This window comes from Shimia sp. R9_2 (assembly GCF_017743735.1).
Taxonomy (GTDB): Bacteria; Pseudomonadota; Alphaproteobacteria; order Rhodobacterales; family Rhodobacteraceae; genus Shimia.
Genome location: NZ_JAGHRO010000011.1, coordinates 114,105 through 129,296 on the forward strand (window position 1 = coordinate 114,105; position 15,192 = coordinate 129,296).

Genomic DNA, 15,192 nt, shown 5'->3' on the forward strand with positions numbered 1-15,192 from the left:
AAATGGAAAGTTCTGGTGGCGGTGTGATGTTCGGGTGTCACTTCGCTGCTCGGAAGGAAAAGAGCATTATTTGGGCTTTGCTGATTTCGTTAAGTTTTTTGGCTACTGCGTCTTTGGGGATTGCGCAGTCACTAGAAAATGACGGCATATATAGGCTCTCAGCCGGAGATAAAATCAGCCTTCGGGTTGTGATCTGGGATGAAGGTGAGCGGGACTATGTGATCTGGCGCGCTGTTAGCGGAGAGTTTTCCGTGCAATCTGAAGGCCGCGTCATGGTGCCGCTCGCGGGGCATCTGCCGGCGGCAGGGCGCACGCCTGAAGAGCTCGCATACGATGTCGCTGATGCTCTCAAGGCACAGGTGCGGAGCAATGATCCGCCGTCGACCTCTGTTGAGGTTATTGAGTACGGCGCGTTTTACATCCTCGGTGATGTGGATAATCCCGGGGCGTATTCGGCACAACCAGGTTTGACAGTGCTTCAAGCTTTTGCCCTCGCGGGTGGTGGTCGCCATCTCGATACAGTTAATGGTGATCCACTGTCCGTGTTGCGTGAGACAGGATCGCTTGAACAAATTCAGGCAGAACTGCTTCGTGCTCAAATAACCTCCCATCGTTTGCGTGCAGAAATTGAGGAGCATACTGAGCTGCGGTTTCCCGAAACGCTCGGCCGAGACAGCAGCGCTGATAAGCTCGCGCGCTTGCTGGATGAGGAGACGCGCATTTTCAGCTCTCGCAGAACAGCATTAGAACGAGAGCAGGCTTCGTTGATGGAGTTAATCGCGCTGCTGACGACGGAAATCGAAAACGTTGAAAAAAAGATTCAGAGCCAACAAGAACAGTTGCGCCTCGCGCAGGAGTATCTTGAGAACACGCAATCTCTCGTAGACAAAGGATTGGCTAAGGCTCCCCAGTTAACGCAAGCTCAGAAAGGTGTTTTTGATGTGGAAGCCAAGACGCTTGATCTGCAAAACACCTTCTTTCGAGCCAGCCAGAGTATCAAGGAAGCTGAGAGAGATATAGTTGCTCTGAGAGCGAACAGAGCCACACAAGCCGCTGTTGAGCTGCAGAACGTGAGCGCGAGAATTGAGTCACTTCTCAGTCGTCGCGAAACCGTGCGCCTGCTGTTGTTGGAGCGAGGTGCAACGAATACCGCAGTTGATGAGGATCTCCAGACAGAAACGATCTTCAGTTTGCAACGTGGACGCGGCGACGCTGCAAAAATGATCCCCGGCGCTGACACGATCGTGCTGCCGGGCGATGTGATTAACGTCGAGCAGCGTCTCGTCCCAGCGGACGAAGTGATCCCTGGCTAATCTAGAGCGCCTGCTGCTGCATGCGGCAGGTATCAATCATCGTGGCGGGCGACTTGCTGCTTGGACGAGCTTACTTGACGGCAACGAAGTGCCTCCAAAAGCTCTTCATTTGACATTTCGGGTTCAAGGCGTTGGACCGCATCTTGCGGGCAGCCTCGCTGCGCCTCGGACTTCTTCAGCATGTCAATTAGGGTCTCCGTAAATTCTTCTGGCGTATCGACGGCGGTGACCAGGCCATCCAGCATGTCGCTATAAGCTTCGAGAGTCTTTTTGAAAGTGACAACTCTCATACCGAGCTCAAGATAAGTGCCGATTTTGATGCTTATCCCACTCGTGACCAGCATGGGCGCAATGCCAATGGTATTTCCATCACCTAAAGTGCGTAGATCTTCAACAAAACCTACACAGCGTACACCGTCGTGTCTGCCTTCCACCCATTTTGAAATTTCGCCGACAATCCAAAGCTCCACGCCAGTTTCTTGCCAAACGCGCGGCCATATTTCTTTGAGGATCATGTCCAATGCGGCGCGATTGCCGCCGTGTTTTACGCCAATAAAAACGACGCGGGGCGGGGCGCTTGAATCTCCGGTGTTTTTTGTGAGCCGTGGGCGCATCCAGATATGTTCTGCATCTGGAAGATGGTGTTTGACTGCATCGGCTTCAATTTGCGAGGCGTGAATGCAAACATGCGCGTCACGCAGGCGCGCAACTTCTTGATCTAGCGTTATGGGGTTATGGTCTGGGCATATGCCGGACTCCTGAAAAGACACTGCCCTACTGGAGAAAAGGTCGTGCATCAAAACGCCACGCTTCTTAGCATTGCAGCCGCCGAGCAAGGGGGCGAGGGAAGAGTACTCGGCAATCACCAAATCTGCACCCAGAGCATTTGCTGCGCGTTGGACCTCTTCAGCCTCCCTATCTGTAAGCGTTTTGCCTAAAGCGCTGGGAAAGGAAAGTCGCCGCCCTCCGTTTAAGCCCTTGGTAAGAGACGTCACGCTGGCGAGGGCGCGGAGAATGAATTTTCTCCATACCCGCGAGCGGGTCGAAATATAAAGCCTACCCACCTTCAGACTTCCGGGCCAAATGACAGGTATGTCGTTGTCGCATAAAACGCGATCGGGGCGGCAAAATGGGATGTGTCCAAAACTGGTGGTCGGCGCAGCGACAATGCGAACCTGATAGCCTGCGTCAAAGAGGATTGAACAAAGGTACATAAGGTGCACACCGCTACCCGACTTGAGGTTGCTCAGGCGGCGATGCATCAATATCGTTGCATAAACTGGCGCAGAGGTCGTCAAATTTGAATCCACCTTAGGGTGTTCATCTCTTGAAGCTATACGGATTGATACGCGAGATATACCCTTAGGGATTAATTCTCAATTTATTACAAAACCACCAAGTGGCGCTATGCCTTTCAAGCGCACCTATATTTTTAAGTAATTCTATTCCTTATTGCCTCCAGCAGCTGATGCCCGACCATCGGAATAGCATGGGGGTGACGTGATAAGTGACGGCAGGCTGCACCCACTTGCCTAGCTTTCAACGCTGACATGATGCGTTCGGTTTCCATCATTTTTCTAAGGCCAATCTCTCTTTCGCTAAATAGATCAATCGCATGATTGCTGATATCGTTATGATATCTATCGACAAACTTACAATCTTCTTTGATCAGTGCTTCGAAGTGATCGGGATCTATTCGGTGAGAAATCGACCCTCTCCTAACAGTATAGAGGTAGTCAGCTTTTGGCCAAACGAGAACTCTCCCCCCCTTCGCCAACGCTTCAAATATCAGGTGGCAGTCCTCGCCATTTCTCAGGCTTCTATTGTATTCTAGTTCTTTCTCTTCGATGAAAGATCTACGAAGTACCGGCTTTAAATACCCCGTGCTTTTTGATTTTGGGGAAATTATATTATCGGAAACGTATTCCTCTAATGCAACTTTAGCGCCAATCTTAATTTCGTTATACCTTAGAAAAGTACCATCCTCGTATGTATGCCCTTGCTCATCGACCTTTTGGAAGTTTCCTAGCAAGACGTCGGCATCAAATTCCTCCGCGTATGTAATCATTTCTTTGAGGCGGTCTGGCTGCATCGTGTCGTCAGAATCAAGCACGCAAATCCAGTTTCCTTCGCAGTGATTTAGTGCTGCATTTCGTGCCGCGGCCGGGCCGCCGTTGTGAGCCAATCTCTCGAAGATCACGTCGTTTCGCACAGGAATTTGATCTGCAAAATCTTCATCTGACGCATCGTCAATAATCACGACGCGCGTTTTTACATCCCGCTGACCAAGGGCACTGCTTACTGACTTTTCAATCGTTGCTTTAGCATTCCATGCTGCAATTATTACCGTTGCATCGGTCATCTGGGTCTAATACGGTTCTATCAATTTGATTTTGAAATTAGTGGGTTAAGAACTTAAAGATGTTCGAAGACTGCCGTGCCTCAAAGAGGTTTGCAACAGATTACTCCGCATCAAGTCTCTATTTTTGTTGTGAGTTTTCTTTTTGGCAACAGAGATGCCATTTGCACAATCCACCTAAAGCAACGGTTGGCCGGACTTGACTGCCCCTAAAGATATACCATCTGTCTCGGTAATTATCCCTGCCTGGAATGCCGCTGAGACCCTCTCTCGGGCGGTAAGGTCTGCGCTAAATCAAGAGGGTGTCTCTGTAGAAGTCATTGTGGTCGATGACGCTTCTACTGATGAAACGCTGATTTGTGCTGAGAGGCTGGCTGCAGCAGATAATCGGGTTCGTGTTTTAAGGCAGAAGAATAATCAGGGTCCTGCTGCAGCGCGCAACCTTGCATTAGATGAAGCTCGCGCGCCTTACGTTACGCCTCTGGACTCAGATGACTTTATGGAGAAAGGGAGACTCAGAGCACTTTTGGCTATCGCACAAGAAACACATTGGGATTTTGTTGCAGACGACCTTTTCAAGGTGCCCGAAAGTGATATTGATGGCCCTCGGCAGCGTTTGATTTCAGATGAACCAATCAATGAACTCAGCATAGATTTCGCGGGCTTCGTCCAAGGGAACCTTTCAAGCGAACGTGGCGGGCGTCGGGAGCTAGGTTTCATTAAGCCGCTTATCTCCAAAACATTCCTAGAGCAGGCAAACCTTCGTTACGACGAAAGTCTTCGATTGGGGGAGGATTACATTCTTTACGCGTCCGCACTTTTGAGTGGCGCGAGATTTTGTCTGACGGATCCTTGTGGATACGTTGCCGTGATGCGGCCAACCTCATTGAGCGGTCAGCATTCTACGCGGGACTTGGGGGCGCTGGTGCAAGGCGACCTCTTATTGATGGCAAATCCTGCGCTAAAGCCCAAGGATCGGACCGCTTTGAAGGCGCACTACATTGAGACGCTCAAAAAATGGCACTGGCTTCGACTTATTGATGCGGTGAAATCTCGTAGCCCAATTGAGGCTATTCGCTGCTTTTATGCCCCCTTTCCCGTGATCGAGGAGCTGCTGAGAAATCTCCGTGAGCAGTTCATAATAAGGTGCAGCGCAAAGTGCAGGTTGTTGTTCGGGCGCGCTGCTAAGGCCGGGTCCCCCGGCGCTAAAGGCGGCAAATCATGAGCGGAGCAAAGATCCGGTGGGGAATTTTCGGCTCAGGTTCGATCGCGCAGCAGTTCGCGTGGGACATGAGATTTAGTCGCACGAGTTTACTTTCAGGCATCGCCTCACGATCAATGGAGAACGCCAAACGGCTTGCGGATGTTCATCCCGGAGCGAAGGTGTTTGCAAATTACGAGGAACTGGCGACGTCAGATGCCGTTGATGCAATATATGTCGCGACACCCAATGCGCTGCACAAAGAGCATTGCCTCATTGCTATTGCCGCAGGCAAAGCGGTTTTATGTGAAAAGCCATTTGCGACAAATTCTTCGGATGCGCGAGAAATCGTAGCGGCTGCAAAGGCCGCAAATGTGTTTTGCATGGAGGCGATGTGGACTCGCTTTCTTCCGATGTTGGCAAAGGCGCGCTGCCAGATCCGGAGTGGCGAGCTGGGTGAGATTGCGCACTTAAATGCGACGCTTGGCTTTGCCAGGGCAGAACGCCAAGGCGACCCAATCACCGATCCAGCGCTTGGCGGTGGTGCACTCAACGACCTTGGGTGCTACGGGCTTTCCATTGCTGAGTATCTTCTTGGACCGTTTGAGGTTGTTGGCGGCGATCTGCAGCGCTCGGAAAGCAGCTCGATTAGAACCGCGTCGATATCACTACGCCATAACACCAAAGGTGAACCTAGCCCACTTTCGGCAATAACTGTAAGTCATGCCACTCAATTGGAGAACACACTCACTATTGCGGGGACCAAGGCGCGCCTCTCTCTTTCAGCCCCCTTTATTCAAGCGCGCGAAGTTAATTTTTCCTCTGTGACATTTTCAAATTTCGCCAAAAGTCCAAGTTCTTTAAAATCTCGATTCGCCTCTTCTTATTCAGGTCAAAAATTAAAGAAAGCGATTCGGACTGTTTTTCCACCATCTAGGGCATTTTCTGCCTCATTTCGTGGCGGAGGGTTACAATTTGAAATAGATGAAGTTGCGAGATGTTTGACGGGGGAATTGGTTGAGAGTGACATAATGCCTTTAAGAACAACCATTTCCATCATTGAGGAGCTTGAGCGTATCGACAACTTTCGCAAATAGAGTGGAATTTCATTAGTGCGAAGAGACAAATTAATACGGACTTATTAGTCACAGTTTCGCCAAGGTCCGGGCGCCAATATGACATGTTGGAACTCTAGCTTGATCATTGACAGGTCGCTGCAAGCAGTGGCCGGCGTGGTTTCGGTTCCGGCATGTAGTTTATTGTGGGCCATTTCCAGAATATTGCCGGGCATTTTTATTTCAGAGGCTGGTCGAAGAGTTCGAGTAGGCGGATTATGGAATGTCCTTTTTCAGTTTCACGCGGGTTTTTGCCGATCTTTCGGCGCACTATTTCGCATTATGGTTCTGGTTACTTTTGCGCGCTACATCGGCAATGCAGTATCGAGACGGTACACCACTCAGCCGTTTCGAATTCACTACAGCACTGAAATCAGGGCGGTTTGCGCTGCTCTAATTATTTATGTCGGCCTTTTGGCTGAGCCTTTGGTATGCGAAACGACTGGAGACGAAATGAACGATATGACGCACACGATGGAGATGGATCACCATGCCGGGCATGGGGCCGGTGATGCTGGCCAGGATCTTATCGGTTCGGGTAGTATCTCTTTGGCAGAAGCCATCCAGAAACAAAAAGAAATGATATCTGGTGGGCATAGCGCCCATATGGATGATTCCGTGAAAATGGGCGAGCACACAAGCCTCGTCGATCTTTTTCCAGATGCAAGCGATCCAGACACCTTTGTAGCTATCAATGGCGGTTCTTGGTTTGACGCCGCGACATGGGCAAACGGTAAGATTCCAGGCGGGGGCGCCGATGTTTATATTCCGCAGGGTATCTCTGTTGTCTATGATGGTGTAAGCAGCGCCGAACTCAAAACTGTGGGTGTCGATGGGGGCCTTCACTTTGCAGTTGACACAGATACGCGCATGGAAGTGGAATCCATTTTCACTGGATCCAGCTCTATTCTGACGATTGGTGTCGAAGGAAACCCGGTTCAGCCGGATGTTTCTGCAGAAATTATCTTCACAGATGGCCCGATTGACCTGTCATCAGATCCGTCACAGCTAAGCCATGGCCTTGTCACGCATGGGCAGGTCGAGATCCAAGGTGCGTCTAAAGCTCCCTACCTCAAACTGTCGGATGAACCTTCCAAAGGTGACACCACCCTGAAACTTGAAGGGGATGTGGACAGCTGGCAGGTTGGCGACAAACTCGTTGTCATGGGCACAGAATATGTGGGCAACGACTCCAATGGAGTTCTGCAGACCCAAGACGAAGAAGTTACTATCGTAGCGATCAACGCAGAGACCGGCGTTGTGACCATTGATCGCCCTCTGCAGTATGATCACCATACACCTGACTATGTGGGCCGTGACGGCATCGACAATGAGTTGTCCGTTTATGTTGGCAACTCAACCCGCAACGTGAGCTTTGAATCCGAGAACCCGGAGGGTGTACGCGGCCACGTTATGTTTATGCATAACCCGGATGTGGAAGTGCGCTTTGCAGAGTTCCATGAGCTGGGCCGCACCGACAAATCAAAACCGATCAACACCAACGAACTCTGGGATGAAAATGACTGGTCCAATCGTGGCCCAGGCATCAAAAATGGCCCAGGCGAAGATGTTATCGGCACCGCGCGCAACCCTGGAGACGACAACGTCGAAGGGCGCTATGCGCTTCACATTCATCGTACAGGCGCAGCAGAAGACGCGACACTCGCGATCATCGAAGGTAACTCTGTCACCGGAAGCCCGGGCTGGGGCATTGTGCACCACGACAGCCACGCCGCCATTGACTATAACTTCGTTTACGGTGTCGCCGGCGCAGGGATCGTATCCGAAGACGCCAATGAAACCGGTCAATGGATTGGTAACTTCGTAACGTCCACCGTCGGGACGGGCCGTGACCCCAACTACGATGGCGCTGCCAATGTATTGACCCTGGAAAAGACAGGCGACTTCGGCATTGAAGGCGTGGCCTTCGAAAGCCAAGCACGCCAAATCGTTCAGCAAGACAACATTGCGGCGAACTCCAAAACCGCCTGGATGTTCAACACTTCGGAGACAAGTACTCAAGGCCCACTCGCGGATGTGGTGCAGTTTGACCCATCTGGTGAACCATTCGAAGAAATTGAACGCTACGATGAAGAAGACACCTCAATTGTTGGCTTCACCGGCAATCAGATGATCGCTGTCGAGCAGGGTGTTTTCACGGGACACCGCAACATCGACAATGCGACCGACATTCAGCAAACTTTCGAGGACCTTACCGGCTACAACATTCACAATGAAGCTGTACACATCTTCAACTACACAAACGAATATGTCTTTAAAGACACCCTGCTTGTGAATGTTGGTAAAGCTTTCAAAGTTGGCGACAAAGTCGAAGGTGTAAACCTCTCCAACGTACACGTCGAAGATTCATTCGAGGTTCTCTCATCACGTGGTTTCAATGCAGATGCCGTGTATGTCGATGTTACGTATCGCGATGTCAGCAAAACTTTGAGTGCGCGTGATGCGAACGGCAATCTCGTAAACGTCGCAAACCAAATCATCGACAGCAGTAAACTGAAGCCGGTAGAGCAGATCACGTTCAAAGCAGACTCCGGAACGAAGATGACAATCCGCGCAGGTGGGTCTGATCTCGATATTCGCGGCACCTTGACCGATACCGCAGGGGAATTCCGTTTCCATGCAAACACTTGGTACCGCCAAGATGTGCATACTTTTGACGGCCTGCAGACCACAATTCGTTCAAGCGAAATGGACTACGTGCTGGACAAGTTTGGCGCCATCAAGAACGCGGACGGATCCTGGGACCTCGGTTTCTATTGGTGGGTTGGTGACCGTGTGACCGGCGAAAACCAAGCGGTACACATTCCATTGAAGCTCGAAGGGTTTTCGAATTCCTATCTAGAGCAGTATCGCATTGACAAGTTCGTCGCGCCCTCCGGAGAAATCAAACACTATTACGAAGATGGCATTAGCTCCATTGACGATGATTTCTCCAATGAAACCGGCGGAGACCACGGCGGCCACACAGGAGGTGAGACTGGCGGTGATACCGGTGGCGATCACGGCGGCCACACAGGTGGTGACACTGGCGGTGATACCGGTGGCGATCACGGCGGCCACACAGGTGGCGACACTGGCGGCGATGCCGGTGGCGATCACGGCGGCCACACAGGTGGCGACACTGGCGGTGATACCGGTGGCGATCATGGCGGTCACACAGGTGGCGACACTGGCGGTGATACCGGTGGCGATCATGGCGGTCACACAGGTGGCGACACTGGCGGTGATACCGGTGGCGATCATGGCGGTCACCCAGGTGGCGATTCTGGCACAACTCCTGATCCCGATGCTGTTCAACTGACAGATGGTGACGACGACGGCCGTTCTTTGAGCACCGAGGGTGCAGACGTCATCGATGGCCTCGGCGGCAACGATGTCCTCTATGGCAATGACGGCGGTGATACGCTCTACGGAAGCATGGGCAACGATACGCTCTATGGTGAAGATAGTGGCGACACATTGTTCGGTGGATCCGGCGATGACTCGCTTTATGGCGGTAATAACAACGACATCCTTGATGGCGGCTCCGGTGCCGACATCCTGCGGGGCGGCAAGGGCAAAGACACCTTCAAGTTCTCCATGGTGGATGGCGCAGTCGACACCGTCAAAGACTATGCTTGGTGGAATTTCGTCGACGTCGGAGACGCTTTGATCGGTTACTCTACTGACGCAAATGACATCACAGATTTCGTGCGTTTCACAACCACGGGCGACAACACACTTCTGGAAATCAGCCCAGAAGGCAAAGCAGACGGCTTTGCAAAAGTCGCCATCCTTGAAGGTGTAAAAAATCTTCAGGGGACAGAGGCTGAAATGGAGGCCAATGGCTCCCTGCTGACAGCGCGCACCAACACTTCTCCAAGTGAAGGCAATGGCGGCCATGACGGCAGCGATACTGGCGGAGATTCCGGCGGTGATCACGACGGCCATACCGACGGCGACACTGGAGGCGATACCGGTGGTGATACAGGCGGCGACCATGGTGGTCACACAGGTGGCGACACTGGCGGTGATACCGATGGGGACAACGGCGGCCACACAGGTGGCGATACTGGCGGAGACAGCGGCTCTGGCTCACACGACCACGATGTGATTGGCGGCAACGGAGTAACCACACTGACCGATGGCGATGACAATGGTCGTGATCGCTCGACCGGAGAGGCCGATCTGATTGATGGATTGGGTGGCAATGACGTTCTCTACGGCGCAGATGGCGGAGACACGCTATTTGGCAACGCGGGCAATGACACCCTTTATGGCGAAGACAACGGTGACACGCTCTATGGTGGGGCCGGTGATGACTCGCTTTATGGCGGCAACAACAACGACATCCTTGATGGCGGGTCTGGTGCTGACATTCTGCGAGGCGGCAAAGGTAAAGACACCTTCAAATTTTCCCTGATTGATGGTGCCGTTGACACCGTCAAAGACTATGCATGGTGGAATTTTGTTGATGTGGGTGACGCTTTGATCGGCTACATTGAAGGCAGCAGCGATATCACCGACTTTGTCCGCTTCACCACAGCCCGAGATGACACACTCTTGGAGATCAGCCAGGAGGGCAAGGCAGATGGCTTTGTCAAAGTGGCCATCTTTGAAAATGTGCGCAACCTGGAGGGCACCGAAGCCAAGATGGTTGCCGATGGCAAACTGTTGACAGCAAAATCCACTCCCGGTGACCACGTTGCGACCGATGGCGGTAGCGATCACCAAGATGGTGACACGGGTTCACACGACGGTAGCGACACTGGTCATAACACCGGTGGAAGCGACGACAACGCATCTGATCCTGTGGATCAGGATGTTGTTGGCGGAGCAGGTGTCACAAAACTGACCGACGGTAACGACGACGGCTCTGCTCTCGTCACCTCGGACGCAGACCTGATCGATGGCCTAGCAGGGGATGACCTTCTCTTTGGCGGCGACGGTGGCGATACGCTCTTTGGCAACCTTGGCAACGACACGCTGAATGGTGGCGACAATGGTGACACGCTCTATGGTGGCGCCGGCAATGATGCGCTGGATGGCGGAAATAACAACGACATCCTTGATGGCGGATCCGGTGCCGACACACTGACAGGTGGGAAGGGCAAAGACACCTTCAAGTTCTCATTTGTGGACGGCGAAGTTGACACCGTTGAGGACTACGCATGGTGGAACTTCCTTGATGTGGGCGATGCACTTGAGGGTTACACCAAAGGTGCCGACAACATCAGCGACTTTGTCCGCTTTGTCGCTTCCGGATCCGACACCATGCTGGAAATCGACACAGACGGTGGTGCCGATGCCTTCGTCGAAGTTGCATTGCTGAAAAATACCAAAAACCTTGTGGGCACTGAAGCCCAGATGGAAGCCAATGGTCAGCTGCTAACGGTTGGCACAGATTCCATGGCAACCGATCTGGGCCTCAGCAGCTTTGATGACAGCAGCTTCATATTCTGAAGCTAGCATGAGATGGGCTTAGGCCGCATCTTCTGAAAACAAATATACCCGAGGCAGCACGAGTTGCCTCGGGTATATTTTTGATTCTGGCCAATATCTACCAAAACCAAGCTAAGTCCCTCAGGGCGTGACTACCCATAAAATTCGTTGTGCGGTTTTCGAAAACACCCGCGGAGCACTCCAATATGGAAGCAGCCCCTCAAAGCCCAGAATGTCAGTTTTTTCCTGTTGGAAATAGAAGCCAGCGTTCTCAATGAGCAATAAGAGATTTTGGCAATGCTTTTGCCCATGAGGCTGGCGGTTTTTCCACGTGTATCTTGCCGGGCACAAAATCCGTATATCGTGCCTGTCGCTATACTTCTAAGAGATAGCCACTTGAATGACAGGCGCGCGGGAGCCACAGGTTCATAAACGATCGCATCTTTGCTGATCGCCATCTGAAGGCCTGCGCGATAGTGGCGAAAGAAAAAGTCAATATCTTCGCCACCTGTCTTGCCAAAATCCAGCCGAAATCGCGCATCACGCAATTTAGGTTCACGAAGATCAAGCAAGACATTGCCGGAAAAGCCTGTCTCAACCTTGCCATTTAATTTCGAGGGAACGCTGGAGTGTATCTCATTGTCTCTCATCCACTTCGGCGCATCAGGTGGATAAACGGCATAGACTGGCCCAAAAACAATCTGCGCTTGTTCTCGGCTCGCTGTTTCTAGCAAGTTCATAACCCAGCCTGGCTCTGCTGTCTCATCATCGTCGATGAATAGAAGAAAGTCGGCCTCAGCGTTTTCCAAGCAAGCATTGCGCGCAATCGAGATGTTACGCGCAGGTGCGTGGACATACTTTAAGTTGACGCCAAGTTCTGCTGCCCATGCTTCGATTTCAGATTGCTTAACAGGCTGTTCATCATTATCGGAAACGATAATACGCAGCTGCCAGTGAGCTTGCAGATTTTGTCGGCTTAAGCTTTCAAGCGTGTCATACAAACTGTCTCTGCGGAATGTGCAGATGCCAATATCAATGTTCATTTTGTCACCTGCGTGGCCGGATTTTGCCAATAAGCTTGTGAAATTAAATAGAAGTACCAAATATGGTCAAAATATCTCAAGGTTGTTGTTAAGGCCACAAAATAACAAAGGTCACAGCAATCTTGCTGCCGAGTAGGACAATTTAGGCGATGATCATTTTAAAGGTGTTTTTTTCATCCGCAGCCACCATCAGTCTGTGCTTTTTGATGCATCTGTTCTTCGGTGGGTCTTGGGTTGTTTGGTTGATCGTCGGCTGGGTTTTGTCGGGGCCGATTGTCTTACTGATGTTTGCGCTTCATCATAGTGATACCGGCGACAGCATCATTCGGACTATCCAGAAGAAGTTTGTTGCATGGCGATCGAAGTCAGCTTCGACATACGACAGAGAGCCGCACCCTTAGCTTTCATTGACCAAGCTGTGCAGACATAGTGAGTTTGAATCTCTCCACATGGAGAGTGCTCTGAATAGGAGGGCAATGATCACTGCCCCCCCACTTATCCAATCACGGCCTACACAAACAAGAAATCGGTGTCATTCACGAAGGTCACCAAATCTGTATCGTTTGTGAGCTCGTATGTCCCTCCACCAAGGGCGTTTCCTTTAAGCAAGTCAGCGCTGGCACCATCCACTTCGATAGCTGCACCCCCAAAGGAAATGACAACTCCCGTTCCATCAGCTTGATCCGTTACAGTGCCCGCACCAAGAGAAACCTCGAACACTAGCCGGTCACTGCCAAGATCACCAAAGTCGGTTATCACATCGGCGGTGCTTGCACCTGTGGCAAAATCAGAAGCGAAGATGAAGACATCATCTCCTTCGCCGCCAGACACCTGATCCGCACCCTCACCGCCGGTAAGACGATCATTACCGGTGCCACCCGCCAAAGTGTCGTCACCAGCCAAACCACGAAGCACATCGTTGCCGGCTCCGCCATCCAACAGGTTCGCTAAGGCGTTGCCAGAAATTAGGTCTCCAGCATCACCACCGATCACATTAATCGCATCCAGCGCCATTGCGGAACCTTGGATAGTGCCATTTGCAAAGCCTATTTCTGTTTCAAGAAGTGCCGCCAAAGCCTCTGCGTATTTTGCGTCACCTGCGTCTGTGAAGTGCACCATATCTGGCAGCAGATCCACCTCCGTCAAAGGCGTATCAAACAAATGCAGAGTAGGATGATCTAGGGCTTCGGTGTTCACGAGCTGCCGGATCCCTGGGACATAGGTCCCGTTCCCCACATCACCGACAACGCGCGTGCCATCTACAATGCTGTAACCTTCATTGGTCTGGTCCACCAAAACACCAAGCTCAGGCTTCACAGGAATAAGGGAAATCACCAAATGACGATCTGCTGAGCCATCCAATGCAAAGAACTGGTCAATCAAGACCTGCATACCCGCTAAGATCTGATCCACCTTGGTAGGACCATTGAGATCGTTGGTGCCCAACATAAAGAGCGTCACGTCTGGATTGAGTTCATCTACTGTGAGCGAGAAGTTCATCTGGTCATTGGGATCATCGGTCAGTACCTCGGCCAAAGAATGGCCCGGAACCGCAGAATGGTCCTGATCCAGCATGCCTTCTGAGCCGCTGTTAAAGCGGCCGATGTAATCTATCCAGACATCTTCGGCCAAAAGGTTCTCAAAGAGGTCATCTCTGAAGCCGCCTTCGACCTCGGGGTTTCCAGTCTTGAACCCTTGCGTCAAAGAATCCCCAAACATCATCACAGTCGCCGCGTAACCGTAGCTTGCCTGGGCCAGATCAACCACCAGACCACGACCTTCTCCCGTAAAGTCTCGCTGACCGACTGCCAAATTCACAGCGCCTGTGTCTGTCGTTTTGCCATCGCTGATTGTGTAGGTGAAGCTGTCAGCTCCGGTGTAGCCTGCGTTTGGCGTGTAAATCACTTCACCATTCACAATAACAACCGTCCCGTGGCTCGCTTGCGATGTGATCTCTGTCACGTCCAGAGATGTGAGATAAGTGGCGTCTGGATCAACATCATTGGCCAAGACGTCCAATGTCCAATTGCCAGAGCTTTCCACGCTAAAGAAGTCGTCATTGGCGACGGGGGGCGGGTCTACTGTCACCATGCGCCCATTTGCTTCCATGCTCGCCTCGGTGCCTTGTAGATTACGCACGCCTTGCAGGATGGCGACGGGCACAAAACCGCTGGCCCCATCCGGATTGATTTCCATCAGCGTGTCGCTGCCGGTCGTGGTGAAGCGTACAAAATCCGTGATGTCATCGGTCGCAGAGTTGTAGCCGACCAGTGCATCACTCACATCAATGAAGTTCCACCAGGCGTAGTCGGTGACCGTATCCACAGCGCCATCCACCACAGAGAACTTATAGGTGTCGTTGCCCTTGCCGCCAGTCAGCGTATCCGCACCGGCACCGCCATCCAAAGTGTCGTTGTTGTTGTCGCCAGACAGCGAGTCATCACCAGAGCCGCCAAACAACATGTCACCACTGCTGCCGCCAAAGAGCGTGTCGTTGCCAACATTGCCATAGAGGCTGTCTGTCCCGCTGCCACCATAAAGCGTGTCATTGCCGGCCAAACCGTCAATCGCATCAGCGCCGCCAGTCAGGTACGGCAGGCCGTCGTCATCCCCGTCTGTGAGCAGAACCGCATTGGGATCAATCGGATCATAGAGCGAACCAACGGTCACAGACACATCTGCCGTGCTGGAGGTGGTCCCATCCGACACCGCGTATGTG

The 15,192-nt window shown here is 52.0% G+C and carries 8 protein-coding genes; 4 read left to right on the plus strand and 4 right to left on the minus strand.

Features of this window, described 5'->3' with window-relative positions:
• The first annotated feature begins 2 nt into the window (after nucleotides 1-2).
• Entirely contained in the window at nucleotides 3-1,313 is a 1,311-nt protein-coding gene (locus J7400_RS19565; RefSeq protein ID WP_209065785.1) for a polysaccharide biosynthesis/export family protein, read from the plus strand.
• 32 nt (nucleotides 1,314-1,345) lie between these two features.
• Here the strand turns inward: J7400_RS19565 and J7400_RS19570 are convergent, their stop codons facing one another.
• Both J7400_RS19570 and J7400_RS19575 read right to left on the minus strand, forming a co-directional pair.
• Nucleotides 1,346-2,611 carry a glycosyltransferase family 4 protein gene (locus tag J7400_RS19570; RefSeq protein WP_209065786.1) on the minus strand — a complete coding sequence of 422 codons (1,266 nt, stop codon included), beginning with the start codon at nucleotides 2,609-2,611 and terminating at the stop codon, nucleotides 1,346-1,348.
• A gap of 134 nt (nucleotides 2,612-2,745) precedes the next feature.
• Nucleotides 2,746-3,675, minus strand: a complete 930-nt coding sequence (locus J7400_RS19575) for a glycosyltransferase family 2 protein (RefSeq protein ID WP_209065787.1) — start codon at nucleotides 3,673-3,675, stop codon at nucleotides 2,746-2,748.
• A 196-nt stretch (nucleotides 3,676-3,871) separates the two neighbouring features.
• On the opposite strand from J7400_RS19575, the gene J7400_RS19580 reads away from it, so the two are divergent.
• The 3 genes from J7400_RS19580 (at nucleotide 3,872) to J7400_RS19590 (ending at nucleotide 11,451) form a co-directional block, all read left to right on the plus strand.
• The gene (locus J7400_RS19580) at nucleotides 3,872-4,897 is read left to right on the plus strand and encodes a glycosyltransferase family 2 protein (RefSeq protein WP_209065788.1); all 1,026 of its coding nucleotides are present in this window, start codon (nucleotides 3,872-3,874) and stop codon (nucleotides 4,895-4,897) included.
• Entirely contained in the window at nucleotides 4,894-5,970 is a 1,077-nt protein-coding gene (locus J7400_RS19585; protein ID WP_209065789.1) for a Gfo/Idh/MocA family oxidoreductase, read from the plus strand. The genes J7400_RS19580 and J7400_RS19585 overlap by 4 nt, the downstream gene beginning before the upstream one ends.
• Nucleotides 5,971-6,441: 471 nt before the next feature.
• Nucleotides 6,442-11,451, plus strand: a complete 5,010-nt coding sequence (locus J7400_RS19590) for a G8 domain-containing protein (RefSeq protein WP_209065790.1) — start codon at nucleotides 6,442-6,444, stop codon at nucleotides 11,449-11,451.
• A 131-nt stretch (nucleotides 11,452-11,582) separates the two neighbouring features.
• Here J7400_RS19590 and J7400_RS19595 read toward each other — a convergent pair whose 3' ends face one another.
• Together J7400_RS19595 and J7400_RS19600 are read right to left on the minus strand one after the other, a co-directional pair.
• On the minus strand, nucleotides 11,583-12,473 hold the full coding sequence (locus tag J7400_RS19595; protein ID WP_209065791.1) for a glycosyltransferase family 2 protein: 891 nt from the start codon (nucleotides 12,471-12,473) through the stop codon (nucleotides 11,583-11,585).
• Nucleotides 12,474-12,983: 510 nt separating this feature from the next.
• Nucleotides 12,984-15,192 (minus strand): Ig-like domain-containing protein (locus J7400_RS19600; RefSeq protein WP_209065792.1); only part of this gene is annotated, 2,209 nt, incomplete at its 5' end.